Annotated in this window: 26 protein-coding genes; 13 read left to right on the top strand and 13 right to left on the bottom strand. The window is 75.9% G+C overall.

The features are described 5' to 3' along the window. Nucleotides 1–152 precede the first annotated feature (152 nt). The 3 genes from ACI797_RS01210 to ACI797_RS01200 form a co-directional block, all read right to left on the bottom strand. Nucleotides 153–665: an Hsp20/alpha crystallin family protein gene (locus ACI797_RS01210; RefSeq protein ID WP_456856397.1), complete on the bottom strand. Its 513-nt coding sequence runs from the start codon at nt 663–665 to the stop codon at nt 153–155. Nucleotides 666–820: 155 nt separating this feature from the next. Then, complete coding sequence (locus ACI797_RS01205) at nt 821–2,290, bottom strand: NAD-dependent succinate-semialdehyde dehydrogenase (RefSeq protein WP_456856395.1); 1,470 nt, start codon at nt 2,288–2,290, stop codon at nt 821–823. A gap of 284 nt (nt 2,291–2,574) precedes the next feature. Then, entirely contained in the window at nt 2,575–3,885 is a 1,311-nt protein-coding gene (locus tag ACI797_RS01200) for an alpha-hydroxy-acid oxidizing protein (RefSeq protein ID WP_456856393.1), read from the bottom strand. A gap of 213 nt (nt 3,886–4,098) precedes the next feature. Here ACI797_RS01200 and ACI797_RS01195 point away from each other — a divergent pair, with 213 nt between their 5' ends. The 9 genes from ACI797_RS01195 (at nt 4,099) to ACI797_RS01155 (ending at nt 13,201) form a co-directional block, all read left to right on the top strand. After that, nucleotides 4,099–4,911, top strand: coding sequence for a hypothetical protein (locus tag ACI797_RS01195; RefSeq protein WP_456856390.1), 813 nt, complete (start codon nt 4,099–4,101; stop codon nt 4,909–4,911). A 25-nt stretch (nt 4,912–4,936) separates the two neighbouring features. Next, a complete protein-coding gene (locus ACI797_RS01190; protein ID WP_456856388.1) occupies nt 4,937–5,437 on the top strand; it encodes a MarR family winged helix-turn-helix transcriptional regulator in 501 nt (166 codons plus the stop codon). A gap of 126 nt (nt 5,438–5,563) precedes the next feature. After that, on the top strand, nt 5,564–7,054 hold the full coding sequence (locus ACI797_RS01185; RefSeq protein ID WP_456856386.1) for an HAD-IIIA family hydrolase: 1,491 nt from the start codon (nt 5,564–5,566) through the stop codon (nt 7,052–7,054). 44 nt (nt 7,055–7,098) lie between these two features. Continuing rightward, complete coding sequence (locus ACI797_RS01180) at nt 7,099–8,055, top strand: glycosyltransferase family 9 protein (RefSeq protein WP_456856384.1); 957 nt, start codon at nt 7,099–7,101, stop codon at nt 8,053–8,055. After that, complete coding sequence (locus ACI797_RS01175) at nt 8,052–9,017, top strand: glycosyltransferase (RefSeq protein WP_456856382.1); 966 nt, start codon at nt 8,052–8,054, stop codon at nt 9,015–9,017. The genes ACI797_RS01180 and ACI797_RS01175 overlap by 4 nt, the downstream gene beginning before the upstream one ends. Beyond that, complete coding sequence (locus ACI797_RS01170) at nt 9,014–10,216, top strand: glycosyltransferase (RefSeq protein ID WP_456856379.1); 1,203 nt, start codon at nt 9,014–9,016, stop codon at nt 10,214–10,216. Before ACI797_RS01175 ends, ACI797_RS01170 begins: the two co-directional genes overlap by 4 nt. Then, nucleotides 10,213–10,893 (top strand): D-sedoheptulose-7-phosphate isomerase, encoded by a 681-nt coding sequence (locus ACI797_RS01165; protein WP_456856377.1) that lies wholly within the window; start codon nt 10,213–10,215, stop codon nt 10,891–10,893. Before ACI797_RS01170 ends, ACI797_RS01165 begins: the two co-directional genes overlap by 4 nt. Beyond that, nucleotides 10,890–12,263 (top strand): D-glycero-beta-D-manno-heptose 1-phosphate adenylyltransferase, encoded by a 1,374-nt coding sequence (gene rfaE2, locus ACI797_RS01160; protein ID WP_456856375.1) that lies wholly within the window; start codon nt 10,890–10,892, stop codon nt 12,261–12,263. The genes ACI797_RS01165 and rfaE2 overlap by 4 nt, the downstream gene beginning before the upstream one ends. Continuing rightward, nucleotides 12,260–13,201 carry a glycosyltransferase family 9 protein gene (locus ACI797_RS01155; protein ID WP_456856373.1) on the top strand — a complete coding sequence of 314 codons (942 nt, stop codon included), beginning with the start codon at nt 12,260–12,262 and terminating at the stop codon, nt 13,199–13,201. The genes rfaE2 and ACI797_RS01155 overlap by 4 nt, the downstream gene beginning before the upstream one ends. A 15-nt stretch (nt 13,202–13,216) precedes the next feature. Here ACI797_RS01155 and ACI797_RS01150 read toward each other — a convergent pair whose 3' ends face one another. The 7 genes from ACI797_RS01150 to ACI797_RS01120 form a co-directional block, all read right to left on the bottom strand. Continuing rightward, nucleotides 13,217–14,857 (bottom strand): VWA domain-containing protein, encoded by a 1,641-nt coding sequence (locus ACI797_RS01150; RefSeq protein ID WP_456856371.1) that lies wholly within the window; start codon nt 14,855–14,857, stop codon nt 13,217–13,219. Between the two features lie 103 nt (nt 14,858–14,960). Next, nucleotides 14,961–15,956: a UDP-glucuronic acid decarboxylase family protein gene (locus ACI797_RS01145; protein WP_456856370.1), complete on the bottom strand. Its 996-nt coding sequence runs from the start codon at nt 15,954–15,956 to the stop codon at nt 14,961–14,963. Nucleotides 15,957–16,099: 143 nt separating this feature from the next. Beyond that, on the bottom strand, nt 16,100–17,431 hold the full coding sequence (locus ACI797_RS01140) for an ABC transporter substrate-binding protein (protein ID WP_456856368.1): 1,332 nt from the start codon (nt 17,429–17,431) through the stop codon (nt 16,100–16,102). Nucleotides 17,432–17,509: 78 nt separating this feature from the next. Further along, nucleotides 17,510–18,685 carry a branched-chain amino acid ABC transporter permease gene (locus ACI797_RS01135; RefSeq protein ID WP_456856366.1) on the bottom strand — a complete coding sequence of 392 codons (1,176 nt, stop codon included), beginning with the start codon at nt 18,683–18,685 and terminating at the stop codon, nt 17,510–17,512. Nucleotides 18,686–18,687: 2 nt separating this feature from the next. Next, nucleotides 18,688–19,569, bottom strand: coding sequence for a branched-chain amino acid ABC transporter permease (locus ACI797_RS01130; protein WP_456856364.1), 882 nt, complete (start codon nt 19,567–19,569; stop codon nt 18,688–18,690). A 28-nt stretch (nt 19,570–19,597) separates the two neighbouring features. After that, nucleotides 19,598–20,311 (bottom strand): ABC transporter ATP-binding protein, encoded by a 714-nt coding sequence (locus ACI797_RS01125; protein WP_456856361.1) that lies wholly within the window; start codon nt 20,309–20,311, stop codon nt 19,598–19,600. Continuing rightward, a complete protein-coding gene (locus tag ACI797_RS01120) occupies nt 20,304–21,149 on the bottom strand; it encodes an ABC transporter ATP-binding protein (protein WP_456856357.1) in 846 nt (281 codons plus the stop codon). The genes ACI797_RS01125 and ACI797_RS01120 overlap by 8 nt, the downstream gene beginning before the upstream one ends. Before the next feature lie 175 nt (nt 21,150–21,324). Between ACI797_RS01120 and ACI797_RS01115 the strand changes: the two genes are divergently transcribed. After that, a complete protein-coding gene (locus ACI797_RS01115; protein ID WP_456856354.1) occupies nt 21,325–22,524 on the top strand; it encodes a PucR family transcriptional regulator in 1,200 nt (399 codons plus the stop codon). 8 nt (nt 22,525–22,532) lie between these two features. Here ACI797_RS01115 and ACI797_RS01110 read toward each other — a convergent pair whose 3' ends face one another. Genes ACI797_RS01110 through ACI797_RS01100 form a run of 3 tightly spaced genes read right to left on the bottom strand, consistent with a single transcriptional unit; the run spans nt 22,533 to nt 24,139 of the window. After that, nucleotides 22,533–22,769 (bottom strand): DUF2630 family protein, encoded by a 237-nt coding sequence (locus ACI797_RS01110; protein WP_456856350.1) that lies wholly within the window; start codon nt 22,767–22,769, stop codon nt 22,533–22,535. A 36-nt stretch (nt 22,770–22,805) separates the two neighbouring features. After that, complete coding sequence (locus ACI797_RS01105) at nt 22,806–23,726, bottom strand: prephenate dehydrogenase (RefSeq protein WP_456856348.1); 921 nt, start codon at nt 23,724–23,726, stop codon at nt 22,806–22,808. Next, nucleotides 23,723–24,139, bottom strand: coding sequence for a PaaI family thioesterase (locus ACI797_RS01100; RefSeq protein ID WP_456856346.1), 417 nt, complete (start codon nt 24,137–24,139; stop codon nt 23,723–23,725). Before ACI797_RS01100 ends, ACI797_RS01105 begins: the two co-directional genes overlap by 4 nt. Nucleotides 24,140–24,182: 43 nt before the next feature. Here ACI797_RS01100 and ACI797_RS01095 point away from each other — a divergent pair, with 43 nt between their 5' ends. From ACI797_RS01095 to ACI797_RS01085, 3 genes are read left to right on the top strand one after another with little or no spacing between them, the layout of a single operon-like run. Continuing rightward, on the top strand, nt 24,183–24,848 hold the full coding sequence (locus ACI797_RS01095) for an O-methyltransferase (protein ID WP_456856343.1): 666 nt from the start codon (nt 24,183–24,185) through the stop codon (nt 24,846–24,848). Beyond that, nucleotides 24,845–25,360 (top strand): tRNA adenosine deaminase-associated protein, encoded by a 516-nt coding sequence (locus ACI797_RS01090; RefSeq protein ID WP_456856341.1) that lies wholly within the window; start codon nt 24,845–24,847, stop codon nt 25,358–25,360. The genes ACI797_RS01095 and ACI797_RS01090 overlap by 4 nt, the downstream gene beginning before the upstream one ends. Then, a complete protein-coding gene (locus ACI797_RS01085; protein ID WP_456856339.1) occupies nt 25,357–26,013 on the top strand; it encodes an HAD family hydrolase in 657 nt (218 codons plus the stop codon). Before ACI797_RS01090 ends, ACI797_RS01085 begins: the two co-directional genes overlap by 4 nt. The last annotated feature ends 30 nt before the right edge of the window (nt 26,014–26,043 follow it).

The following is a 26,043-nucleotide window of genomic DNA, read 5'->3' as shown; positions in this document are numbered from 1 at the left end:
CGCCGCGCGGACTTCCCCCCGCCTGCGCGGCACTGGTGCCGCGACCGTAGGAACGTGCGGGGTGAGGTGGCACCCGGCAGAAGACGCAGAGGTTCTAGACATGTTGCGGGAGAACGTGCTGCTCGGCGCCTCGTGCAGGTCGTGCGACGGTCCTAGGACCCCCGGCTCACCCGGATCCGGGTCGACTCGGACGACGGTTCGGCCAGCGGGATGCGGATCTCGAGGACGCCGTCGGTGTAGGACGCCGTGATCTCGGCCGGCCGTGCCCGCTCCGGCAGCGGGAGCGAGCGCTCGGACCGGCCGGTGGGCAGCTCGCGGCGCAGGTAGGTGCGCTCGTCGTCGCCCCGGCGCTCGACCGCGATGCGCAGCTCCCCGGCGTCGGCGGTCAGCTCGACGTCCCGGTCGGGGTCGACGCCCGGCAGGGAGGCCCGCACCACGTGCGCGCCGTCCTCGCGGTACTCGTCGACCCGGATCCGGTCGTCGGCCACCGGCTCCTCGTCGACGACGTCGGCCTTCGGGCGGCTGTCCTCGCGGGTGGCCTGCGCCCACACCGAGCCGCCCCCCTGCGGGCGGTTGGCGCGCATGGTGCGCACCCAGTCGTCGAACATCTCCTCGAGCCGACCGAAGGGGATCGACGACTCGTTCCAGCGGCCCTGTCCGCTCATGGGGGCGGCTCCTCTCCGTTGCCTGCTCGTACGAACGACCGAACCCCGCCGGTGGTGCCGGGATCAGCCCACCTGATCCGAAGAGGTCCTCCCTCACGGTGCGACGTGGGGGAGGAGCCCGGGGGATCAGGTGGGCTGATCGTGGCCGGGACCGCCTACAGCGGGAACGAGATGTACTTCGTCTGCAGGTACTCGGCGATGCCCTCGTGCCCGCCCTCGCGGCCGATGCCCGACTGCTTCACGCCGCCGAACGGCGCCGCCGGGTCGCTCACCACGCCGCGGTTGAGGCCGACCATGCCGAACTCCAGCGCCTCCGACAGCCGCAGCCCGCGGGCAAGGTCGCCGGTGAAGACGTAGGCGACCAGGCCGTACTCGGTGCCGTTGGCGTTCGCCAGCACCTCGTCGTCCGAGGTGAACGGCACGATCGGCGCGACCGGGCCGAAGATCTCCTCCTCCGTCGCCGGCGACCCGGCCGGGACGTCGAGCAGCACGGTCGGCGGGTAGAAGTAGCCCGGGCCCTCGGGCCGCTCGCCGCCGATCACCGGGCGGGCGCCGGCCGAGACGGTCTCGCGCACGATCCGCTCGACCTTCTCCACGGTGTCCTCGTTGACCAGCGGGCCCAGGCCGACGCCCTCGTCGTCGCCGCGGCCGACCTTGACCGCGCCCATCTTCTCGGCGAGCCGGCGGCCGAACTCCTCGGCGACCGGCGCCTCGACGTAGAACCGGTTGGCCGCCGTGCAGGCCTCGCCGCCGTTGCGCAGCTTGGCCAGCATCGCGCCCTCGACGGCGGCGTCGAGGTCGGCGTCGGCGCAGACGATGAACGGGGCGTTCCCGCCGAGCTCCATCGAGCTGACCAGCACCTGGTCGGCGGCCTGCCTGAGCAGGATGCGGCCGACCTCGGTGGAGCCGGTGAAGCTGATCTTGCGCAGCCGCGGGTCGGCCATCGCCGCCTTGCTGACGTCGCCGGCCTTGCTGGTCGGCAGCAGGTTGACCACGCCGTCGGGGACGCCGGCCTCGGTGAGCAGCTCGACGAGCAGGGCCGCGGTCAGCGGCGTCTCGGCGGCCGGCTTGACCAGCGACGTGCAGCCGGCGGCCAGCGCCGGCCCGAGCTTGCGGGTGAGCATCGCGGCCGGGAAGTTCCACGGCGTGATGAGCAGGCAGACGCCCACCGGCTGGTTGGTCACCACGGTGCGCGTGCCGCCGGCGGGCGCGACGCCGTAGTGGCCGTCGATGCGCACCGCCTCCTCGGAGAACCAGCGGAAGAACTCGGCGGCGTAGGTGCGCTCGGCGCGCGCGTCGGCCAGGGCCTTGCCGTTCTCCCGCACCATGAGCAGCGCCAGGTCGTCGGCGTGCTCGCCCATGAGCTCGAAGGCCCGCCGGATGACCTCCGAGCGCTTGCGCGGCGGGGTCGCCGCCCAGCCCGGCAGCGCGGCCGCGGCGGCGTCCATGGCGGCGGCCGTGTCCTCGGGCGTGGCGTCGGCGACCCGGGTGAGCACCGACGCGTCGGCCGGGTCGTGCACCTCGAACTCGGCGCCGTCGGTCGACGGCCGCCACTGCCCGCCGATGTACAGGCCGGTCGGGACCGGGCGGCTCACCCCGGGGACGTCTGCGTACAGGTCGGCCATCGCGCATCTCCTCCTCGCTCCACCAGCAGGGCACCATCCTGCGCCCGGCCGCGGACCTGCTGCAGAGGGGAGTTCGTGGGGCGGGGGGCCGGTCCTGACGGTCTGGCCGCGTTGGTCGGTCCACCGAGCTGTCGGTGGCCACTCTTTGCCGGCTGCCCCCGCCCGAACCCACTGTGACCCCGGTCACTCGGACGGGTCAACCCTCGTCGGCGTGTCGACAGGGGCCGGGCGTGTCCGCCGCTTGCCGCACCGAAACGGCCCTGCTCTCGGTGCGGAAAGCGGGTTCAGCCGACGCGGCGGAGGACGTCCGGGGTGAGCTCGCCGACGCGGGTGTGCCCGGTCAGACCGAGGGTCAGGTCGAACTCGCCGAGCACGTCCTCGACCACCTGCCGGACGCCGGCCTCCCCGGCCAGCGCCAGCCCCCACGCGAACGGCCGCCCGAGCAGCGCCGCCCGCGCGCCCAGCGCGACGGCGGTGAAGACGTCGGCGCCGCTGCGGACGCCGCTGTCGAGCAGCACCGGCACCCGGTCGGCGACGGCGGCGACGACGTCGGGCAGCGCGTCGAGCGCCGCGATCGAGCGGTCGACCTGCCGCCCGCCGTGGGTGCTCACCACGACGCCGTCCACGCCCTCGTCGACCGCCCGCCGGGCGTCGTCGGGATGCAGCACGCCCTTGAGCACGATCGGCAGCCGCGTGCGCGCGCGCAGCCAGCCCAGGTCGGCCCAGCTGATCGACGGGCGGGAGTAGATGCCCAGGAACGTCTCGACGGCGGCCCGGGGGAGCGGCGAGCGGAGGTTGTCCCGCAGCGACCCCGGCCACGCGCGCGCCATGCCCACCAGCGCGCGGACGGCCGCCGGCGTGGGGAACGGCTGGCGGTCGCGCTGCGCCGAGGCGGCGGGGTCGGCCGGCGCCGGCGTGCCCGCCACCCGCTCCTCGACCAGCCGCCGGAACGCCGGGTCGGAGGTGTACTGCGCGATGCCCTTGCCCAGCGCGAACGGCAGGTGCCCCAGGTCGAGGTCGCGGGGCCGCCAGCCGAGCATCGTGGTGTCCAGGGTGACGACGACGGCGTCGCAGCCGGCCGCCTCGGCGCGGGAGAGCAGGCTCTCGACCAGCTCGTCGGAGGTCGACCAGTAGAGCTGGAACCAGCGCGGCGCGTCGCCCATCGCGGCCGCGCAGGTCTCCATGGGCACCGACGCCTGGTTGGAGAAGACCATCGGCACGCCGGTGGCGGCCGCCGCCCGCGCCACGGCGAGGTCGGCCTCGCGGTCGACCAGCTCGAGCGCGCCCACCGGGCCGAGCAGCAGCGGGGCCGGCAGCCGGCGGCCGAACAGCTCGACCGAGGTGTCGCGGTCGCTGCAGTCGCGCAGCACCCGCGGCACGACGGCCCAGCGGTCGAACGCCGCCCGGTTGGCCCGCTGGGTCGCCTCGTCCCCGGCGCCGCCCGCCACGTAGGAGTAGGCGCGCGGGTTCAGCTTCCGCTTCGCCAGGCGCTGCAGCCCGCGCGCCGTCGTCGGCACGCGGGGGTGCCGGCCGTACACCCCGGCGCGGTAGACCTCGTTCTGGCGACGCCGTCCGATGCCCGCTGCTGAGTCCATCGCCACACCGTAGTGACGGCCCGGGGGACAGGGTCGTTACCGGTCCTCAGGGTCCTTGGTCCTGAATTCCGTCGACACGCCGCGCGACACGCCCGACGGGCTGATCACAGTGGCGCAACTTTCCGTCACACCCAGGCATGATGAACCGGCCGACGCCTGGGGGAGACCGCAACACGCAGGACAGGGCGGCGGCAGCAGTTCGAGGGGGACGCCGTGCCGGCCGGGCCGACGCCGATTTCCGCACGCAGGACAGCCGGGCTCACGGCTGCGCTCCTGCTCGCCGCCCTCGGCTCGGCGGTGGCGCTCGCGCCGCCCGCGGGCGCCGTCGACGACCTCGCCCGGCCCAACTACGCGGTGACCCAGGGCCCCAGCTGCCACCCCGGTGGAGTGCGGATCGAGGTCGTCGCCGGCACCGCGCCCTACCGCGTCGTGCTGGCCACCACGCGCACCCCCGAGGGGGAGGACGTCGCCGAGGTGCACCCCGGCCAGACGGTCGTCCTCGCCACCGACGACGTCGCCTGGGGCGAGACGATCGACAGCCGCCTGGAGTTCACCGCCCTCGACGACTCGGGCGACACCTTCGCCGACGACCTCCAGCCGTACAGCTTCACCCGCCCCGCCGAGGAGGACTGCGCCGCGATCGCGCCGCCGGTCGCCGGGGCGACGCCGGCACCGGCGACCGTGCCGGGCACGGACGGCGAGGCCGCGCCGGCCCCCGGCGAGCAGGACGTCCCGGCGGGGTCGGAGGGGCACGCGCCGGCGAACACGGACGACGGGCCCGCGCCAGGGGGCGGCACGACGGAGGGCGGCGCGGGCGACGGCGCGCCGCCTCCGGAGACCGTGCCCGGGCACGGCAGCGACCTGCAGGTGGAGACGGCCGCGGCGGGCGTGCCGGTCGCGCCGGTGACCCGGGCGCCCGCGTGGCCGGTGCTCGCCGCCGGGGTGTCCCTCGCCGGAGCCGCCGCCGGGGTGGTGCTGGCGGGTGCCCGCCGCAGCCGCGGCCCCGCGCCGACGCCGGGCGCCTGAGCCCGGGGTCGGGGAGGATGGCCCGGTGACCTCTTCCCGGGACGCGCTGGCGCGCGGCGTCCCCCGCAACGCCGCCGGGGTCCCGGGAGCGGCTCCCCGGCCTGCGGAGACGTGGCTGCGCATCGTCCAGGTCCACGACCGCATCAGCCACCGCGTCGACTCCGCGCTGCACCGGCAGCACGGCCTCTCGCTGACCGGTTTCGAGGCGCTGCGCCGCATCGCCGAGGCGCCGGGCGAGCGGGCCAGCATGGGCGAGGTGGCCGAGGCGCTGGGCCTGTCCCGCCCCGGTGTCACCAGCACGATCAACCGGCTGGTCACCGAGGGGCTCGTCGTCCGCGAGCGGGCCGAGGAGGACAAGCGCCTGCTGCACGCCCGGCTCACCCCGGCCGGCCGGCAGCGCGTGGACGCGGCCGCCCGCACCCACGACGACCTCGTCGCGCACCTGCTGGCCCTGCTCGGCGACGACGCCACCGTCGTGACCGACGCGCTGGCCCGCGTCTCCGCCGCCGCGCGCATCCGCCGCTGACCCTCCGTCACCGACACGCGGCTCGGCGCGTGGGCGCTGGTCGGCAGGGGTAGCCAGCCCGTCAACGCCCGGAAAACTTCAAGCCCGTAGTGTTTCCGGCCGCTTCCGTCCGGATACGACGCGATCATGCTCGAGCAGTGCACGCTCGTCGTGCCGACCATCGGCCGGCCGTCGCTGGACGTGCTGCTCGACGCCCTGGCCACCGCTCCGGGCCCGCGGCCCGCGGAGCTGCTCGTCATCGACGACCGCCCCTCCGGGGAGCCGCTGCGGGTCGAGCGCCCCGGGCTGCCCCCGGTCCGCCTCGTCCGCACCGGCGGCGGCGGCCCGGCCCGTGCCCGCAACCTGGGCTGGCGCACCGCGCGCACCGGGTGGGTGGCCTTCCTCGACGACGACGTCGTCCCCGACCGGGACTGGTACGAGCGCCTGGCCGACGACCTCGCCGACCTCCCGGCCGACGTCGCCGGCAGCCAGGGCCGGGTCCGGGTGCCGCTCCCGGAGGGCCGGCGCCCCACCGACTGGGAGCGCGCCACCGCGGGGCTGGCCACGAGCAGCTGGATCACCGCCGACCTGGCCTACCGCCGCGCCGCGCTCGCCGCGGTCGGCGGCTTCGACGAGCGCTTCCCCCGCGCCTTCCGGGAGGACTCCGACCTCGCGCTGCGGGTCATGGACACCGGCGCCCGCCTCGTCCGGGGGCAGCGGTGGATCACCCACCCGGTGCGGCCGGTCGACCGCTGGATCAGCCTGCGGGTGCAGGCGGGCAACGCCGACGACGTCCTCATGCGCCGGCTGCACGGGCCCGGCTGGCGGCGGCGCGCCGACGCCCCGCTCGGCCGCCGTCCCGGTCATCTGGCGATCACCGCGGCCGGCGTCGCGGCGGTCGCGCTGGCCGCCGCGCGACGGCCCCGCGCCGCCGGGGCGGCCGCCGCCGCCTGGCTCGCCGGCACCGCCGAGTTCGCCTGGCGACGGATCGCGCCCGGCCCGCGCACCCGCGACGAGCTGACGACGATGGCCGTCACCAGCGTCGCGATCCCTGCCCTGGCCACCTGGCACTGGGCGAGGGGCGTCGTCCGGCACCGCCGCGTCGAGAGGTGGCGGGGCCTGCCCGACCTCGTGCTCTTCGACCGCGACGGCACGCTCGTGCACGACTTCCCGTACAACGGCGACCCCGACTGGGTCCGCCCGGTCGACGGCGCGCGCGAGGCGCTGGACCGGCTGCGCGCCCGCGGGGTGCGGGTCGGCGTGGTCAGCAACCAGAGCGGGGTCGCCCGCGGGCTGATCACCGAGGACCAGGTGCGCGCCTGCATGACCCGGCTCGCGGAGCTGCTCGGTCCCTTCGACGTGGTCCGCTGGTGCCCGCACGGCCCCGACGACGGCTGCGCCTGCCGCAAGCCCGCGCCCGGCATGGTCAAGGACGCCTGCGCCGAGCTCGGCGTCGACCCCGCCCGCTGCGTCGTCGTGGGCGACATCGGGGCCGACGTCGACGCGGCCACCGCCGCCGGTGCGGTCGGGATCCTCGCCCCGACCCCGGTCACCAGGAAATCGGAGGTCGCCGCGGCGACCCATGCGGTCCAACAGCTGGCCGCCGCCGTCGACGACGTGCTGGCGGGCAGGTGGTAGTGGCGCCGACGGTCCTCATCGCTCGACTCGACAACGCGGGAGACGTGCTGCTCCAGGGGCCCCTGGTGCGCGCGGTCGCGGCCGGGTCCGAGCGGGTCGTGTTCCTGGCCGGTCCGGCCGGGGCCGACGCCGCGCGCCTGCTGCCCGGCGTCGACGAGGTGTGGACCTGGGCCTGCCCGTGGATCCTCGGCGAGCCGCCGGCGGTCGACGCGGCCGACCTGGCCGCGCTCACCGAGCGGGTGCGCGGCCTGGCCCCCGACGCCGCGGTGGTCTCCACGTCGTTCCACCAGTCACCGCTGCCGCTGGCGCTGCTGCTGCGCGCCGGGGGGGTGCCCCGGATCAGCGCGATCAGCGTGGACTACCCCGGCTCGCTGCTCGACGTCCGGCACCGGGTGGACGACGACCTGCCCGAGCCCGAGCGCGCGCTCTCGCTGGCCCGCGCGGCCGGCTTCGGGCTGCCCCGCGGCGACGACGGCCGGCTGGCGGTGCGCCGCCCCCTGCCCCCCGTCGACCACGAGCCCGGCTACGTCGTGCTGCACCCCGGCGCGTCGGTGCCGGCGCGGGCCTGGCCGGCCGGGCGCTGCGCCGAGGCGGTCGAGGCGCTCGCCGACGCCGGGTTCCGCGTGCTGGTCACCGGTGGCCCGGCCGAGCGGGAGCTCACCGCGGCCGTCGCCGGCACGCGGGGCGTGGACCTCGGCGGGGAGACCTCGCTGGCCGAGATGGCCGCGCTGCTCGACGGCGCGGCCGCCGTCGTCGTCGGCAACACCGGCCCGGCGCACCTGGCCGCCGCGGTCGGCACCCCCGTCGTCTCGCTCTTCTCCCCGGTGGTCCCGGCCGAGCGGTGGGCGCCCTACGGGGTCCCCACCGTGCTGCTGGGCGACCAGAGCGCGGCCTGCCGCGGGACCCGGGCGCGGGAGTGCCCGGTGCCCGGCCACCCCTGCCTGTCCTCGGTGACCGCCGCCGACGTGGTCGCCGCCGTCGAGAAGCTGGTGGTCGCATGAAGGTCCTGGTCTGGCACGTGCACGGCTCGTGGACGACGGCGTTCGTCGAGGGACGGCACGAGTACCTGATCCCCGTCACGCCCGACCGCGGCCCCGACGGCCTCGGCCGTGCCCGCACCTGGGACTGGCCGGCCGCGGCCCGCGAGGTGACGCCCGACCAGTTGCTCGCCGAAGAGGTCGACGTCGTCGTGCTGCAGCGCACCCGCGACCTCGACCTGGTGCGCGAGTGGCTCGGCCGCGAGCCCGGCCGCGACCTGCCGGCGGTGTTCCTCGAGCACAACGCCCCCGACGGCGCGGTGCCGGACACCCGGCACCCGATGGCCGACCAGGACGTCGTCCCGATCGCGCACGTCACCCACTTCAACCGCACGTTCTACGACAACGGCCGGGCGCCGACGACGGTCATCGAGCACGGCATCGTCGACCCCGGGGAGCGCTACACCGGCGAGCTGCCCCGCGCCGCGGTGGTGAGCAACGAGCCGGTGCGCCGCGGCCGGTACGTCGGCGCCGACCTGCTGCCCGGCCTGGCCGCGGTCGCGCCGGTCGACGTCTTCGGGATGGGCCTGGCGGGCCTGCACGAGAAGTACGGCCTCGACCCCGACCGGGTGGCGCTGCACGACGACCCGCCGCAGGCGGCGATGCACGCCGAGCTGGCCCGGCGCCGGGTGTACGTGCACCCGGTCCGCTGGACGTCGCTCGGCCTGTCGCTGCTCGAGGCGATGCACCTGGGCCTGCCCGTGGTCGGGCTGGCCGCCACGGAGGCGGTGGAGGCCGTCCCGGCCGAGGCGGGTGTGCTCTCGACCGACCCGGACCGGCTGTGGGCGGCCGTCCGGCACTTCCTGCACGACGAGGACGCCGCCCGGCTGGCCGGCAAGGCGGCACGCGCCGCCGCGCTGGAGCGGTACGGGCTTCCCCGGTTCCTCGCTGACTGGGACCGGCTCCTCGAGGAGGTCACGCGGTGAAGATCGACATGGTGTCCGAGCACGCCAGCCCGCTGGCGGCGATCGGCGGTGTGGACGCCGGTGGTCAGAACGTGCACGTGGCCGCGCTGGCCGCGGGCCTGTCCCGGCGGGGGCACGAGGTCACGGTGTTCACGCGCCGGGACGACGACGCGCTCCCCGAGCAGGTCGTCACGCAGGACGGCTACCACGTCGTGCACGTGCCGGCCGGGCCGCCGGTGGAGCTGCCCAAGGACGACCTGCTGCGGCACATGCCCGAGTTCGCCGCCGTCCTGCGCCGCCGGTGGGCGGCGCACCCGCCGGACCTCGTGCACGCCCACTTCTGGATGAGCGGGCTGGCCTCGGTGGCCGCCGCGGGCTCCCTGCCGGTGGTGCAGACCTTCCACGCGCTCGGCTCGGTCAAGCGCCGGCACCAGGGCGACGCCGACACCTCGCCGCCGCAGCGGATCGAGCTGGAGCGGTCGCTCTGCCGCACGGTCACGCACGTCGTCGCCACCTGCTCCGACGAGGTCTTCGAGCTGCGCCGGCTGGGCCTCGCCCGCGACCGCGCCTCGATCGTGCCGTGCGGCGTCGACACGTCGGTGTTCACCCCGAAGGGCCCGGTGGCCGACCGCGGCGCCCGGCCCCGGCTGCTCGTGCTCGGCCGGCTGGTCGAGCGCAAGGGGCAGGAGGACGCCGTCCGCGCGCTGGCCGACGTCCCCGGCGCCGAGCTCGTCGTCGTCGGCGGCCCGCCGGCCGACCGGCTCGGCGAGGACGCGGAGGTGCAGCGGCTGCGCGCCGTGGCCGAGCGCGTCGGGGTCGCCGACCGCCTGGTCTTCACCGGCTCGGTGGCCCGCGCCGACGTGCCGGCCTGGATCCGCTCCGCCGACGTCGTCCTCGCCGTCCCCTGGTACGAGCCGTTCGGCATCACCCCGCTCGAGGCGATGGCCTGCGGGCGCCCGGTGGTCGCCACCGCCGTCGGCGGCCTGGTCGACAGCGTCGCCGAGGGGGTGACCGGCGACCTCGTCCCGCCGCGGGACCCCGCCCGGCTCGCCGAGGTCGTCTCCGCCCTGCTCGCCGACGACGCGCGGCGGGCCGCCTACGGCGCGGCCGGCGTCCAGCGCGCCCGCGCCCGCTACCGCTGGAGCCGGGTGGTCGCCGACACCGAGGCCGTCTACCGCCAGGTCCTGTCCGCCCCCCGACTCGTGGAGGTCGCGCGATGACGGTCGCCCCGCACTCGTTCTTCGAGAACACCGCCGGCGAGATCCCCTCGCCCGACGCGTGCACGCACCTGACCGGCGCCGACCACATCGCGTCGCTGTCGGCGGCGCTGCGCTCGCTCGACGGGCAGCTCGACGTCCTCGACGGCTGGGGACGGCGGCTGGCCGACGTGCTGTGCGGCGACAGCCGGGGGCGGCTGCTGGCGGCCGGCAACGGCGGCAGCGCCGCACAGGCGCAGCACCTGACCGCCGAGCTGGTCGGCCGCTACCGCGCCGACCGGCCGCCGTTCTCGGCGATCTGCCTGACCGCCGAGACGTCGTCGCTGACCGCCATCGCCAACGACTACCCGGCCGACGAGCTGTTCGCCCGGCAGGTGGAGGCGCACGGCCGGGCCGGTGACGTCCTCGTGCTGCTGTCCACGTCGGGGCGGTCGCCGAACGCGGTGGCCGCGGCCCGCCGGGCGCGGGAGTGCGGCATCACCGTGCTGGCGATGACCGGCCCGGCGCCCAACCCGCTCGAGGCGGTCGCCGACGAGGCCGTGTGCATCGACTCGCCGTGGACGGCGACGGTGCAGGAGTGCCACCTGGTCGCGCTGCACCTGCTCTGCGCCGCCTTCGACGCGGCGGTGCTGGCCGAGCCGGCCCGGGTGCCGGCGACCCGGCTCGGGGTGGCCGGGTGACCCGGCCGCTGGTGGTGGTCGGCGACGCGCTGCTCGACGTCGACCTGGTCGGGACGGCGTCGCGGCTCACCCCCGACGCGCCGGTGCCGGTGGTCGAGGACGCCGAGCGCCGGGAGCGGCCCGGGGGAGCGGCGCTGGCCGCGGTGATCGCCGCCCGGGCCACCGCGCGCGAGGTCGTGCTGGTCGCGCCGATCGACACCGACGAGGGCGCGGAGCGGCTGCGCGCGCTGCTCGACGGCCGGGTGCGGCTCGTGGCGATCCCGGCCACCGGCGGCACCGCGGTCAAGCAGCGCGTGCGGGTGGGCGACCACTCCGTCGTCCGCATCGACAGCGGGGCACCCGTGGCGACGCTCGGCGCGCTCCCGGCCGAGGCGGCCGAGGTCGTCCGGTCGGCCGCGGCGGTGCTCGTCGCCGACTACGGCCGGGGGACGACGACGGCCCCCGACGTGCGGGCGGCGCTCGCCGCGGCGCGCGGCCCGGTGGTGTGGGACCCGCACCCGCGCGGCGCCGACCCGGTGCCCAACGCCCGCCTGGTGACGCCGAACGGCGTTGAGGCGGCCCGGGTGGCCGCGTCAGCCGGGTGCGACGTCGCCGGCGACGGGCTGGCGGCGGTCGGGGCGCGGGCCGAGGCGCTGATCCGGCACTGGGGCGTGGGGGCGGTCGCGGTGACGATCGGCGCGCGGGGCGCGCTGCTCTCCTACGGCGCGGGCGCGCCGATGGTCGTGCCGGCCGCGAAGGTCACCGGCGGCGACCCGTGCGGGGCCGGCGACTCCTTCGCCGCCGCGGCGGCGCTCGCCCTGGCCGACGGCGCGGTCACCGCCGACGCGGTGGCGGCCGCGGTGGCGTCGGCGTCGGCGTTCGTCGCGCGCGGCGGCGCGTCGGCCTGGGACGCCGAGGTGGCCGAGCCCGACGTGGTCGTCGACCCCTCGGTCGACGGGCTGCTGGCGCGGGTCCGCGCGGCCGGGGGCACCGTCGTGGCCACCGGTGGCTGCTTCGACCTGCTGCACCCCGGCCACGTCGCGACCCTGCGCGCGGCCCGCGGGCTGGGCGACTGCCTGGTGGTGTGCATCAACTCCGACGACTCGGTGCGCCGGCTCAAGGGCCCGACGCGGCCGCTGAACAGCGCGCCCGACCGCGCGCGGGTGCTCGAGGCGCTGGAGTTCGTCGACGCCGTGGTCGTCTTCGACGAGGACACCCCGGCGGAGGTCCTCGACCGGCTGCGGCCCGACGTGTGGGCCAAGGGCGGCGACTACGCCGGCGCCGACCTCCCGGAGACCGCGGTGCTGCGCCGCTGGGGCGGGCAGGCCGTCGTCCTGCCGTACCTCGACGGGCACTCGACGACCGCGCTGGTCGAGCGCTCCCGGGTGTGAAGACAGCCGTGGTCCTCCGGCCGCTGGGGCTGGGGGACCTGCTCACGGGGGTGCCGGCGATCCGCGCGGTCCGGGCCGCGGTGCCCGAGCACCACCTCGTCCTGGCGACGACGGCGGCGCTCGAACCCCTCGCCGCGCTGATCGACGCCGTCGACGAGGTGCTGCCCGCCCGCGAGCTGGAACCGCTGGACTGGGACCGCCCGCCGCCGGAGCTCGCCGTCGACCTGCACGGCAAGGGACCGGCGTCGCACGTGGTCGTCGACCAGCTGCACCCCGACCGGCTGCTCACCTTCGCCAGCCCCGGCTACCCCGGCCCGGTCTGGCGGCCCGACGAGCACGAGGTCCGCCGCTGGTGCCGGCTGGTCACCGAGGGCCTCGGCGTGGACGCCGACCCCGACGCCCTCGACCTCGCCGTCCCGGCCGTGCCCCCGCCGGTGACCGGGGCGGCGGTCGTCCACCCGGGGGCGGCGTTCCCGGGCCGGCGCTGGCCGCCCGAGCGGTTCGCCGCCGTCGCCCGGCACCTGGCCGGGGCGGGGCACGACGTGCGGATCACCGGCGGGCCGGCCGAGGAGCCGCTCGCCCGGGCCGTCGCGGAGGGCGCCGGGCTGGGCCCCGACGCCGTCCTCGCCGGCCGGACCACGTCGCTGGAGCTGGCCGCCGTCGTGGCGGCCGCGCGCGTGGTGGTCTGCGGTGACACCGGTGTCGCGCACCTGGCCACGGCGTACCGGCGGCCGTCGGTGGTGCTGTTCGGCCCGGTCTCCCCGGCGCTGTGGGGGCCACCCCCGCGCCAGCAGCACGTGGTGCTGTGGCACGGCGACGGGACCGGCAACCCGTGGGGCACCGAGCTCGACCCGGCGCTGGAGGAGGTCACCGTCGACGAGGTCGTCGACGCCCTCGACACCCTCGGTGCTTCGTCGCGATCAAGCACCCGTGCTTGATCGCGACGAAGCACGTCACTGGCGCTGGCGGAGGGCGTCGAAGAGGACCGACTGCAGGTCCTCGGGGTCCTCGGCCGAGTAGGCGGCGCCGCCGGTGGCGTCGGCGATCTGCTGCAGCACGTCGAGGTCGGCGTCCGGGCCGAGCGCGACGCCGATGACCTTCACCGGCCGGTCCGGGTCGGCCTCGGCCGTCAGCGTGTCCAGCAGCTCCTCCAGCGCGATGCTCTGGTCGTCCTCGTTCGTCCCGTCGGTGACGATCAGCACGCTGTTCACCGCGTCGGGGTTGTAGTCCGCCTGGGCGGCCCGCACCGACGCCAGCACCGTGTCGTACAGACCCGTGCCGCCCGGCGTGAGCGAGTCGGGGATGGTGTCGAGCTGGTCGTCGAGGACGTCGCGCTGCGGCCGGCCCTCGGCGTCGGCGTCCAGCCGCCGGGTCGGCACGAGCTCGCGGTAGTCCTGCTCGCCCTCGAGCTGGAAGGCGAAGGTCCACAGCCCGATCGCCGAGGTGTCGGGCACCAGGGTGAGCGCGCTCTTGGCCGCGTCGCGGGCCAGCGTGGCCCGGGTGCCGTCGCCCACCGGCGCCTCCATCGAGGTGGAGACGTCGAAGACGGCGAGGATCCGCGAGGGCGCGGTGAGGCTCGACAGCCGCCCCAGCAGGGCGCGGACGCCGGCCGGGTCGAGCGCGACGGCCGCGGGCGCCGCCTCCTGCAGCCCGTTGTCGGTCGCGGCGGCGGGCGCGGCGCCGTCGGGGGCCCGGAAGCCCGCCTCGCGCGCCCGGTCGTGCGCCGTCGCGCCGCCGAGCCGGTCGAGCACGGCGTCCACCGCGGCGGCGTCGCCGTCCCCGCTCGCGCCCACCCGGAGCACCGGGTAGTCCAGCGCCGGCGAGCCGTCGCTCGGGTACACGACCGCCAGCTCGGAGTCGCCGGCGGTCGAGTTCACCGCCCAGACCTCCTGCTCGCTCACCGGCACCAGCGGCGCCTGCGGGTCACCGGCGGCACCGGCCGCCAGGGCGTCCTGGACGCTCAGCGCCGGGCCGCGGGAGGCGGCGAGCACCGCCTGCACGATCGCGTTGTCGGCGTCCTCGCCGCCGCCGAGCCCCGCCCGCACGGCCCCCAGCGCGCTGATCCCCTCGGCGCTGCGGGCCAGGTCCGGCACGGTGATGGGGTGGCCGGCCGACAGCGCCTCCGCCCACGTGGGCGGGGTGTCCGGCGCGCCGAGCCAGCCGGCGACCGACGAGCCGGTGGCCAGCACGACCGGCGAGGAGGCCAGGTTGCCGGTGGGCTCCAGCGGCGCGCCCTCGGGCGCACGGGCCAGCCACAGCGACGAGTCGGGCACCCACACCTGGGGGAGCGCCCCGCCCTCCAGCGCGCCCAGGTCGGCGACCGTCTCCAGCGGTTCCTGGGTGTCGACCTCGGCCACGGCGCAGCCGCCGTCGGGCAGCGTCTGCGTGTCGGCCAGCAGTTCGCGGGCCAGGTCGCCCACCTCCGGGGCGACGGTCACCCGGACGGGCTGCTCCGCGCACGCGGCGTCGTCCCCACCGGAGGCGACGACCCACCACACGATCCCCCCGGCGAGGAGGACGAGGACCGCCGCGGCGGCGACGACGGCACGGGGGTGGACACGGCGGGACGAGGAGGTGTCGGCGTGGCGGCCCATGCTCGCTCTCAGTCGTAGGGGACGGCCGGCGGGCGACCCCCCGTGCCGCCGACCCAGCGTAGTCGGCCGCGAGCCCTCCGTGTGTCGTCCCCCGGGACGCCGATCAGCCGGCCGCGGCGGCCGCCGTCCCCAGCTGCGCGGCGAACCACGCCACCGTCCGCCGCAGCCCCTCCTCGGAGGGCACCTCGGGTCGCCAGCCGAGCAGCTGCTCGGCGCGGGTGGTGTCCGGACGGCGGACCTTCGGGTCGTCGACCGGCAGGTCGATGAACTCGATCGGCGACGACGAGCCGGTCATCTCCTTGATCCACCCGGCCAGCCGGAGCATGGACAGCTCGTCGGGGTTGCCGATGTTGACCGGGCCGGTCTCGGCCGAGAAGGCCAGCGCCAGGATGCCCCGGACGGTGTCGTCGACGTAGCAGATGGAGCGGGTCTGCGACCCGTCGCCGGCGACGGTCAGCGGCCGGCCGGACAGCGCCTGCCCGACGAAGGCGGGGATCGCCCGGCCGTCGTCCACGCGCATCCGCGGGCCGTAGGTGTTGAAGATCCGCACGATGGCGGTGTCGGTGCCCTTGGACGTGCGGTAGGCGGTGGTCAGCGCCTCGCTGAACCGCTTCGCCTCGTCGTAGACCCCGCGCGGGCCGACCGGGTTCACGTTGCCCCAGTAGTCCTCGTCCTGCGGGTGCTGCAGCGGGTCGCCGTAGACCTCCGAGGTGGAGGCCAGCACGTAGCGGGCGCCCTTCTCGTGGGCCAGCCCCAGGGTGTGCAGCGTGCCGAGGCTGCCCACCTTGAGCGTCTCGATCGGCATCTTCAGGTAGTCCAGCGGGCTGGCCGGCGAGGCGAAGTGCAGCACCAGGTCCACCGGCCCCGGGACGTGCACGAAGTCGGTCACGTCGCAGCGGACCAGCCGGAAGCCCGGGTGCTCCATCAGGTGCAGCACGTTGTTCGGCGACCCGGTGAGGAAGTTGTCGAGGCAGACCACCTCGACGCCCCGGTCGAGCAGGTGCTCGCACAGGTGCGAGCCCAGGAAGCCGGCGCCGCCGGTGACCACCGCTCGCCGGATGGTGCGCGCCTCGCGCACCGGACTCGCTGCCTGGGGCATGGGGCTCCTCCGTCGTCGTCCCGGGTGGTGCGCGGCTGCCCTACCCCAAGATCACGGTGACACACTTCGGGAGCGAACCAAACAGCAGAACGGGCCGCCGGCCCCCGGAGGGGACCGACGGCCCGTTCGTCGAGCGGTGCGCGTCAGGCGTTCGGGATGCCGTTCTCGGGGACGTCCCCGGACGCGGCGTCGAACTCCTCGATCGCGGCGTCGCCGTTGTCGGTGACCAGGACGCCGGTGAGGTCCTCGCCCGTGGTGCCGTTGAGCTGGACCACCTTCACGCCGCTGATGCCGGCGTGCCGGTCACCGGAGTACCGGAAGGGCGCGTACCAGGGGCCCTCCCAGTCCTGGCCGCTCTCCTCGATGGCCTCGACCAGGCTGTCGCGGGTCGGGTTCTGCCCGGCCGAGAGCAGCGCCTGCACCATCGTGTAGGCCTGCGCCATGCCGTAGACGCGGAAGTTGGTCAGCTCGCCCTCCTGGCCGGAGGCGTCCCAGATCTCCTGCCACTGCTGCACCCACGGGTCGTCCGGCACGTCGACGCCCGGCATGTACTCCGTGGTGATGGTGCCGTCGAGCAGGCTGGCGTCGCTCACCGCGCCCTGCGAGAAGTTGGCCAGCAGCGAGCCGACCAGGCCCGGGTCGGAGCCGACGTTCGAGTAGATCCACTGCGGCTTGAACCCGGTCCGCAGCGCGGTCAGCTGCGAGATGGCGGTGTAGGTCGGCGTGGTGAACCCGATGACCAGGTCGGCACCGGCGGCCTGCAGCCCGGCGATCTGCGCGGTGAAGTCCGTCGTCCCCGGCACGTAGGTCTGGACGTCGACGATCTGGCCGTCGATGAACTGCCGGACGCCCTTCTCGCCGTCCTCGCCGAAGTCGTCGGCCTGCAGCAGCAGACCCACCTGGGCGTCGGCGAAGTTCTCGGCCACGTACTGGCCGATGATCTTGCCCTCGCTCTCGTAGTCCGGCTGCCAGCCGAACGTGTAGGGGTTCTCCTCCGCGTCGTCCCAGAGCAGCGAGCCGGAGGCGACGAACAGGTCCGGCACCGACTCGCCGTTGAGGAAGTCGAGGACGGCGGAGTGCGTGGGCGTGCCCAGGCCGCCCATCACCGCGAAGACCTCCTCGTTCAGGACGAGCTCGTTGACGACGTTCGCGGTGTTGGTGGGGTTGTACGCGTCGTCGCGGAAGACGTACTCGATCTGCCGCCCGTTGACCCCGCCGTTCTCGTTGACCCAGTCGAAGTACGCCTGGACGCCGGTCGGGATCTCGCTGTACCCGGGCGCCGCCGGGCCGGTCAGCGGGTAGTGGGCGCCGATCGTGATGGTGTCCTCGGTGATGCCGATGTCCGAGGCCTCGTTGGCCCCGCCGGTGTCACCGCCGCTGCTCTCGCGGTCCTCGCCCGCGCCGCACGCGGCGACGGTGGAGGCGACGGAGGCCGCGGCCAGGAACGACACGAGGCGCCGTGAGGATGTGCGCAACTGTTCTCCTCTGTGCGAGGTCCGGGCGGCTGCCCGGAAGACGTGGATGGGTGTGGTCGAGGGAGGCAGCCGGCCGGGTCACCCCCCGCCGGCACGCGCGCGGGCGCGCTTCGCACGGCTCGCCAGCCAGCGCAGCCGGACGGTCCCGACCAGGCCGGCGGGGGCGAAGAGCATGACGAGGATCAGCACGACCCCGTAGACGAACGGGGCCAGCTGGGCCGCCTCGGCGTCGCCGAGGTCGAACGTGGAGCCGGCGTCGCGGGCCAGCTCGGGCAGGAAGACCAGCATCACGGCGCCGAGCAGGGCGCCGAGCATGCTGCCCAGGCCGCCGATCACGATCGCCGTCAGCAGGCCCAGCGAGAGCACGATGGTGAACGACAGCGTCGACACCGAGCCGAGCACGAAGGCCAGCAGCGCCCCGGCCAGCCCGGCGCAGGCCGAGCTGACGACGAAGGCGAGCACCCGCCACGCGCCCAGGCGGATGCCGGCCAGCTCGGCCGCCACCTCCTGGTCGCGCACCGCGCGCCAGGTGCGCCCCACCCGGCTGCGCGCCAGGTTGGCCAGCAGGAAGAACGTCAGCAGCACGCAGAACAGGCCGAGGTAGGCCTGCCACTTCTGGTTGGTCGGCTGCTGGCCGGAGAGGAAGAACGACGCGTCCTGCCACCACACCGGCGGCTCCGGCCGCCGGAAGGTGATCGGCTGGTTGCCGCCCAGCGTCTCCGGGAAGACCAGCGCCAGCCCGGGCAGGCCGACGGCGAGGGCGAGCGTCGCGCCGGCCAGGTAGGGCCCGTGCAGCCGCGCCGCCGCGACGCCGACGACGGCCCCGACGAGCGTGGTCGCCGCGATCGCCACCAGGAAGACCAGCGGCAGCGGCCAGGGGTCCTCCTGGTGCTCCAGGAACAGCGCGGTGACATACGCGCCGACCGCCATGAGCGCGCCGTGCCCGAGGGAGATCTGCCCGTTGAGCCCGGTCAGCACGGTCAGCCCGGCGGCCGCCACCGCGTAGTAGCCGACCGAGGCGATCTGCGTGTGCGTGAAGCGGTCGACCACCTCGATCAACCCGATGCCGACCACCAGCGCGACCAGCACCAGCAGGGCGTGCCGGGGCAGCGCGGCCTGCGGGAGGCGGAACCGACCGCCCGTCCGGCCCCCGGCGGGGGTGGCGGTGGGCGCGTTCGCCGCCGCGGTGGCGACGACGGGGGCCTCGGTGGTGGCCTCGCCGGCCGGGGACGCGGGGGTGTGGAGCTCGCTCATGGTCATGCCCTCCGGGCCGCGGTGCTCGAGAACAGGCCGCCGGGGCGGACCAGGAGGACGACGACGAGGATCAGCAGCGCCGCGAGGCTCACCACCTCGTCGCCCAGGTAGCCGCGGACGTAGCTCAGCAGCAGGCCCAGCAGCAGCCCGCCGACGACGGCGCCGACGGGGGAGTCCAGCCCGCCCAGGACGGCGGCGACGAAGCCGTACACGATGAGCGCGTCCATGAAGGTCGGCGTCACCGACGTCCCCTCGCCGGCGATCAGCACGCCGGCCACCGCGCCCACCACCGCGGCCAGCGCCCAGCCGAGGGTGAGCATGCGGCCGACCCGCACGCCCAGCAGCCGGGCGACCTCCTGGCCGAACGCCGAGGCGCGCATCGCCAGGCCCACCCGCGTGTAGCGGAACAGGACGATGAGCGCGGCCAGCGTCAGCAGGACGCCGGCGAGCGTGTACAGGTTGTTCGGCGTCAGGGCGATGTTGGTGTCGCCGACCGTGAAGCCCACCCGGCCGAACGGCGGCGGGAAGGCCCGCTCGCTGGTGCCGAACACGATGCCGATCCCGGCCTGGATGGCGATGAACAGGCCCAGGGTCACGATGACGGCGTTGAGCTCGGGGCCGCCCTCGACCGGGCGGATCACCAGCCGCTCGATGACCGCGCCGAGCAGGAATCCGCTGACCAGCGCGACGACCAGGGCCAGCCAGTAGGACCAGCCGGCCTCGACGAGGGCGAGCGCGATGAACGTCGTCGCCGCCGCCATCGCCCCCTGCGCGAAGTTGACGACCCGCGTGGACCGCCAGATGAGCACCAGCGCGAGGGCGAACGCGGCGAACACCGCGCCCTGGACGACCCCCGCGACGGTGAGGGTGATGAACTGCTGCACGAGTGGGGTGCCTTCCGTGGTGGCGCGGTCAGAAGCCGAGGTAGGCGTGCCGGAGGTCCTCGTCGGCCATGAGGGTGCGGGCCGAGTCGGTGACGACGACCCGGCCGAGGTTGAGCACCACGCCGACGTCGGCGACCGAGAGCGCACTGCGGGCGTTCTGCTCGACCAGCAGCACCGTGAGGCCCTCGGTGTCCACCAGCCGGCGGACCAGGCCGAAGATCTGCGCCACGATCCGGGGGGCCAGGCCGAGCGAGGGTTCGTCGAGCAGCAGCAGCCGGGGCCGGGCCACCAGCGCGCGGCCGACGACGAGCATCTGCCGCTCGCCGCCGGAGAGGTTGTGCGCCGGCTGCTCGCGGCGCTCGGCCAGCCGCGGGAACAGGTCGTAGACCCGGTCGAACTCCTCCTTCGGCGGCTTGCCGCGGAACAGGGCGCCCACCCGCAGGTTCTCGTCGACCGTCAGCTCGGCGATCACGCCGCGGCCCTCGGGCACGTGCGACATGCCCCGGCTGACCATCGACTCGACCGGCGCCCGGGTGATGTCGTGCCCGTCGAGCCGGACCTGGCCCGACGTCGGCCTGATCAGCCCGCTGATCGTGCGCAGCAGCGTGGTCTTGCCCGCGCCGTTGGCGCCGAGGACGGCGGTGATCCGGCCGCGCTCGGCGGCCAGCGTGACGCCGTCCAGGGCCCGGACCGGCCCGTAGTCGGTGGTGAGGTCGCGGACCTCGAGGACGGTGTCAGCCACGGGCGGTCTCCCCGGTCTCGACCTGCTCGCCGAGGTAGGCCTCGGTGACCGCGGGGTCGGCCTGGACCTCGGCCGGGGTGCCGGCGGAGATCTGGGCGCCGGAGTCGAGCACGGTCACCCGGTCGCAGACCCGCATGACCAGGTCCATGTGGTGCTCGACGAGCAGCACGCTCATCCGGCTCTTCAGCGCGCGGATCAGCTGGCCCAGCTCGAGCATCTCCTCCTCGGACAGGCCGCTGGCCGGCTCGTCGAGCAGCAGCAGCTCGGGGTCGGTCACCAGCGCCCGCGCCAGCGCGACCCGCTTCTGGACCGGGTAGGGGAGGCTGCCGGGGTAGCGGCCGGCGTACGCGGCGGCGCCAAGCTCCTCGAGCGCGGCCAGCGCCCGGCCGCGCAGCGCCTGCTCGTCCTTCTGGCCGACGCCGAGCAGGGCGGAGACGAAGCCGGCGCGGGCGTGCCGGTGCGCGCCGACCATCACGTTCTCGAGGACGGTCATGCCGGCGAAGAGGCCGACGCCCTGCAGGGTGCGGGCGATGCCCATGCCGGCCAGGTCGGTCGGCCGGAGGCGGCGCTGCTCGGTGCCGCGCCAGACGATCCGCCCGGCGGTCGGCCGGACCAGCCCGCAGGCGACGTTGAACAGCGTGGTCTTGCCGGCGCCGTTCGGGCCGATCAGCCCGTGCACCTGGGCGGGTTCGACGGTCAGCGAGACGTCGCCGAGGGCGGTGACGCCGCCGAAGGTGACGGTGATCCCGGACAGCTCCAGCCGGGAGGACGGCGACCTATCCGTCCGATCTCGTTCCGCAATACGCATGGACTGGTCGGGCTGCGCCAACGGGCCCACGACTCCTCTGCTGCCGGGTCGGTCGCCGGTCCGTGGTGACGATCGGCGACGATTGGGTCACGGGTAGGTCCGTTCGACCATCCCTGCTGGTGAGGGCGGTCACAATGGGCTGCCCGCACAGTTTCGGAACAGATCGGTTGTGCGCGGCGTCGCGTCGACCGGAGAGGTAGGTGGGGTGCCGCCCTTCCGTCCCGAGGTGGCCGCCCGGCTGGAGGAGTTGGCCCCGTCGCTGGCCGCCCGGCTGGACACGATGACCGCCCGGATGACCGACGTGCTGCGGCGCACGGAGCCGGCCTACCGCGAGCTCGCCGAGCACACCCCCGAGGACTTCCGGGCCTCGACGCGGGGCAACCTGCAGCTCGCGGTGCGGGCGCTGCGGGGTGCACCGGTCAGCCGCAGGCAGGCCACCGCGGCCGCGCGCGAGGTGGGCCGGCGCCGGGCCGACCAGGGCATCCCGCTGGAGTCGGTGCTGCGGGCCTACCGGCTGGGCGGCCAGGTGATCTGGGAGGGGCTGCTGGCGGTGTCCCGCGAGGCGGGCGGCGGGTCCGACGCGCTGCTGGTCGAGGTGGCGGGGTCGATCTGGCGCACCAACGACCTCGACTGCGCCGCGGTGGCCGAGGGCTACCGGGAGGAGCAGCGGCGGCTGGCCGGGGTCGACGAGCAGTCCCGGCAGCGGGTGGTCGACGGGCTGCTCGACGGCCGCGGCAGCGACCCGGTCTTCGTGCGTGCTGCGGTCGACCTGCTCGCGCTGCCGCTGGACGGCCGGCTGCTCGCGGTGGTCGCGCTGCCGGCCGGCGACGACGTCCCGGCGCTGGTCGACCCGGCCGGGGCGCTGCTGCGCCGGGGGATCCGGTCGGTGTGGGGCACCCGCTCGGGGGCCCAGGTGGGGGTCGTCGCGCTGGGCACCCGCCGGGCCGAGGACGCACAGGCCGAGCTGGCCGCCCTGGCGGCGGGGCCGGTCGGCGTCTCCGACGTCGTCGACGGCGCCGCGGCCTGTGCGACCGCCTACCGGCTGGCCGGGATCGCCGCCCGCACGCTCGCCCCGGGCAGCCGCCGCGTGGTGACCATCGACGACCGGCTGCCCGAGGCGCTGCTGTCGAACTCCCCGGAGATCAGCTCGCGGCTGGTCGGCCAGACCCTCGGCGGGCTGCTCGCCCTGCCCGACGACGAGCGCGAGGTGCTGCTCGACACGCTGGCGGCGTTCCTCGCCGCCGACGGGTCACCGACGCGGGCTGCCGACGAGCTGTACTGCCACCGCAACACGGTCATGCACCGCTTGCGGCGGATCGAGACGGTGACCGGCCGCAAGCTCGCCGACCCGCGGGCGCGGCTGCAGTGGCAGCTCGCCCTGCTCGGCACCGAGAGGCCTGCCTAGCGGTCCTTCTACTGGAGGTAGTTCTCGACCTCCTGCTCGGGACGGGCCTGCGCCTCGTCCGGGTCCTCGCCGTACTGGCGCTTGGCCCGCCACTGGCGCAGCAGGTCCCAGCACTGGTCCAGCTGGACCTCGAGGTGGCTCAGCCGCTCCCGCTGCTCGTCGGTGTGATCGCCGCTGCTGCCGCGCAGCTGGTGCTCCTCGTCCACCAGCGCCGAGATCCGGCTGAGGATGTCCTTCTCGTCCATGATCGCTCCCTGCCCCTTCTCCCGACGGGGAAACCGTCAGGCCGTCTGCTCCGGCACCCAGCCCTCGACGAAGGCGGCCAGCCGCCGGGTGACCGCACCGCCGGCGCGGCCCAGCGCCAGCAGCGCCGCGCGGTCCAGCGGCACCCGGACCTCCCGACGCCCCGTCCGTCGCGTCGCCACAGCGTGGCCGGCCGCCACCAGCTCCGGCCACGGGCGGCCGAGCTGGGCCAGCACCCGCTCGAGCGCGGCCGCGGTGGGCGCGGCGTTGCCCTCGACCATCGCGGTGACGAAGTCCGGGTCGCTGCCCACCACCCGCGTGCCGCTCGCGAAGCTGCCCGCCGCCAGGGTCAGCGCCAGCGGCCCGGCCTCGCCCGCCGCGGCGGCGAGCGCGGCGGCCAGCAGGTGCGGCACGTGGCTGACCGCGGCGACCGCGTCGTCGTGCTCGGCGGCGGTGACCGGCACGACCTCGGCGCCGACCTGCAGGGCCACCTCCGCCACCCGCAGCCAGCGCGGCAGCTCGGTGCCCGGCTCCAGGCAGACCGCCCAGCGGGCACCGGTGAACAGCGCCGGGTCGGTCGCCCCGTGGCCGGACCGCTCCGTCCCGCACATCGGGTGACCCCCGACGAACCGCCCGCCGTAGCGGGCGCCCGGCCCGGCCAGCACCGGCACCTTCACCGACCCGAGGTCGGTGACCGTCGCGTCGGGGGCGACGGCGAGGTCGTCGAGCGCCGTCTCCATCGCCGGCAGCGGCACGGCCAGGACGACGACGCCGTCCAGCTCCCGACCGATCCGGACCCCACGCGCGGCGGCGGCATCGCGAGCGGCCGGGTCGACGTCCCAGCCGGTCACCGGGCGGCCGGCGGCGACCAGCGCGGCGGCCAGCGAGCCGCCGAGCTGCCCGAGGCCGACGACCGACACCGGCGGCACCGGCATGGTCGGGACCGGGAACGAGCTCATGCGGTTCCCCACGGGCGGTCGGTGCGGAAGACCCGGGCCAGCGCGGTGGCCACCAGCCGCCCGTCCTGCGCCCGGGCCTCGATGCGGTAGACCGCGGTGCGGTTGCTGCGGTGCACCTCGACGCCCTCGGCCACCAGCCGGTCGCCCTCGGCGCCGGCGGCGAGGAACTCGGTGTGCACGTCCTGCGCGATCGCCACGGTGCCGTGGCTGTTGCTCACGGCGGCGTGCACGACGTCCAGCAGCGCCATCGTGGCCCCGCCGTGCGCCATGCCGACGGCGTTGAGCAGCTGCGGGCCGACGGTCATCGCCGCGCGCGCGTACCCGGGGCGGACCTGCTCCAGCTCGATGCCCAGGTGCCCGGCCAGCGGGTCGGCCGCGAGCCGGGCGAACAGCTCGGCCGGGACGTCGTCCATGATCGGACCCTATGACCCCCGCGCTCCTCAGGCCCCACGCGCCATGACCCCGCGGTCCTTCCTCCTGACCCCGGAGCTCGCCGAGTACGTGCGCGCGTCCTCCGAGCCCTACGACCAGGTCGTGCTCGACCTGCTGGCGGAGACCGCCGCGCTGGCCGAGCGGGACCCGGCCGCCTCGCCGACCTTCCAGATAGCGCCGGAGCAGGGCAGCTTCATGCAGCTGCTCACCGCCGCCGTCGGCGCCCGGAGCGCGGTGGAGATCGGCACGTTCACCGGCTACTCGGCGCTGTGCATCGCCCGCGGCATGCACGCGGACGGGCGGCTGGTCTGCCTCGACGTCAGCGAGGAGTGGACGGCGATCGCCCGCCGCCACTGGGAGCGGGCCGGCGTGGCCGACCGGATCGAGGTGCGGATCGGCGACGCCCACGAGTCGCTGCGCGCGCTGCCGGCCGAGCCGCACCTCGACCTGGCGTTCGTCGACGCCGACAAGGAGGGCTACGCCGACTACGTCGACCAGCTGCACCCGCGGCTGCGCGACAACGGCCTCGTGCTCCTCGACAACACGCTGCGCGACGGCCGCGTCCTCGAACCGCAGGACGACGACGCCCGCGCCGTCGCCGCGCTCAACGCCGCCCTGGCCACCGACCCGCGCTGGGAGACCGTGCTGCTGCCGGTCTCCGACGGGCTGACCCTGCTGCGCAAGCGATGAGCCCCGAGTCGGTGGACAAGGCCCCCGAGCTCCGGCCGAGCTTCGCGGTCAAGGTCGCGCGCACCGGCACCCGGTGGGCAGTCGAGCTGCTGGCCGCCGACGCCGGCGACGAGCTGCCGGTGCTCGAGCGGGCCCTCGGCGACCCCGGCGCCGCGGAGTGGCCGGGGCCGTTCGTCGTCGTCGTCGACTCGCGGCTGTACTTCGTCGTGCTGCGCCACGGCCCCGGCGGCATGGTCCGGGCGCTGATCTCCGACGCGACGATGCAGGAGTGGGTGCTCGCCGCCGAGGTGGTCGAGCGGTACGGCATCGGCGTCGACACCGACGGCGCCTTCGACGACGACGAGTCCGGCTGGCCGGGCGGCGACCTCGACGTGTTCGCCGACGACGGGCTGCCCGCCGACGAGCTGCGCCCGATCGTCACCGCCGACGACCTGTGGGCCGACGAGATGGTCACCCGGATCGCGGCGCGCCTCGGGTTCGCCGACGAGCTCGTCGCGGCGGTGGCCCCGTGACGGCGGTCGTGGGTGCGGTGGTGTTCGACCTCGGCGGGGTGCTCACCGAGAGCCCGATGCACGCCTTCGCCGCCTACGAGCGGGAGGTCGGTCTGCCGGAGGGGCTGATCCGGCGGCTGAACAGCACCGACCCGGACATGAACGCCTGGGCCCGGTACGAGCGCGGCGAGCTGGACGTGGCCGGCTTCTCGGCGGCGTTCGAGGCGGAGGCGCTCGCGGCCGGGCACCGGGTGGACGCCGCCCGGGTGCTCGACGGGCTGCGCGGCGAGCTGCGGCCGCAGATGGTCGCGGCGGTCCGCCGGCTCAAGGACGCCGGGCTGCCGCTGGGCCTGCTGTCGAACAACGTCGCCCCGATGGAGCGGACCGGTGAGCTCGGCGAGCTGCTGGCGCTGTTCGACGCCGTGGTCGAGTCGTCGGTGGAGGGCGTGCGCAAGCCCGAGCCGGAGATCTACGAGCGGGCGCTCGCCCGGCTGTCCGACGCCGTGGGCCGGCCGGTGCCCGCCGCGGACTGCGCCTACCTCGACGACCTCGGCATCAACCTCAAGCCGGCCCGCGCGCTGGGGTTCCGCACGATCAAGGTGGTGGAGCCGGACGAGGCCCTGGCCGAGCTCGCGGAGCTGGTCGACCTCCCGCTCGCCGGCGGCCCCTCGTGACGTGTTCGCGCAACCTGGTGCTCTGCCCAC

This window comes from Geodermatophilus sp. SYSU D00691 (genome assembly GCF_054050275.1).
This window is presented reverse-complemented; position numbering and strand designations above follow the sequence as displayed.

Bases quoted from the DNA above. Each gene is read 5' to 3' on its own strand.
- ACI797_RS01150 (WP_456856371.1), bottom strand. From the start codon at position 14,857: ATGGGCCGCCACGCCGACACCTCCTCGTCCCGCCGTGTCCACCCCCGT.
- ACI797_RS01185 (WP_456856386.1), top strand. From the start codon at position 5,564: ATGCTCGAGCAGTGCACGCTCGTCGTGCCGACCATCGGCCGGCCGTCG.
- ACI797_RS01135 (WP_456856366.1), bottom strand. From the start codon at position 18,685: ATGAGCGAGCTCCACACCCCCGCGTCCCCGGCCGGCGAGGCCACCACC.
- ACI797_RS01205 (WP_456856395.1), bottom strand. From the start codon at position 2,290: ATGGCCGACCTGTACGCAGACGTCCCCGGGGTGAGCCGCCCGGTCCCG.
- ACI797_RS01100 (WP_456856346.1), bottom strand. From the start codon at position 24,139: ATGGACGACGTCCCGGCCGAGCTGTTCGCCCGGCTCGCGGCCGACCCG.
- ACI797_RS01175 (WP_456856382.1), top strand. From the start codon at position 8,052: ATGAAGGTCCTGGTCTGGCACGTGCACGGCTCGTGGACGACGGCGTTC.
- ACI797_RS01210 (WP_456856397.1), bottom strand. From the start codon at position 665: ATGAGCGGACAGGGCCGCTGGAACGAGTCGTCGATCCCCTTCGGTCGG.
- ACI797_RS01095 (WP_456856343.1), top strand. From the start codon at position 24,183: ATGACCCCGCGGTCCTTCCTCCTGACCCCGGAGCTCGCCGAGTACGTG.
- ACI797_RS01105 (WP_456856348.1), bottom strand. From the start codon at position 23,726: ATGAGCTCGTTCCCGGTCCCGACCATGCCGGTGCCGCCGGTGTCGGTC.
- ACI797_RS01165 (WP_456856377.1), top strand. From the start codon at position 10,213: ATGACGGTCGCCCCGCACTCGTTCTTCGAGAACACCGCCGGCGAGATC.
- ACI797_RS01090 (WP_456856341.1), top strand. From the start codon at position 24,845: ATGAGCCCCGAGTCGGTGGACAAGGCCCCCGAGCTCCGGCCGAGCTTC.
- ACI797_RS01145 (WP_456856370.1), bottom strand. From the start codon at position 15,956: ATGCCCCAGGCAGCGAGTCCGGTGCGCGAGGCGCGCACCATCCGGCGA.
- ACI797_RS01200 (WP_456856393.1), bottom strand. From the start codon at position 3,885: ATGGACTCAGCAGCGGGCATCGGACGGCGTCGCCAGAACGAGGTCTAC.
- ACI797_RS01110 (WP_456856350.1), bottom strand. From the start codon at position 22,769: ATGGACGAGAAGGACATCCTCAGCCGGATCTCGGCGCTGGTGGACGAG.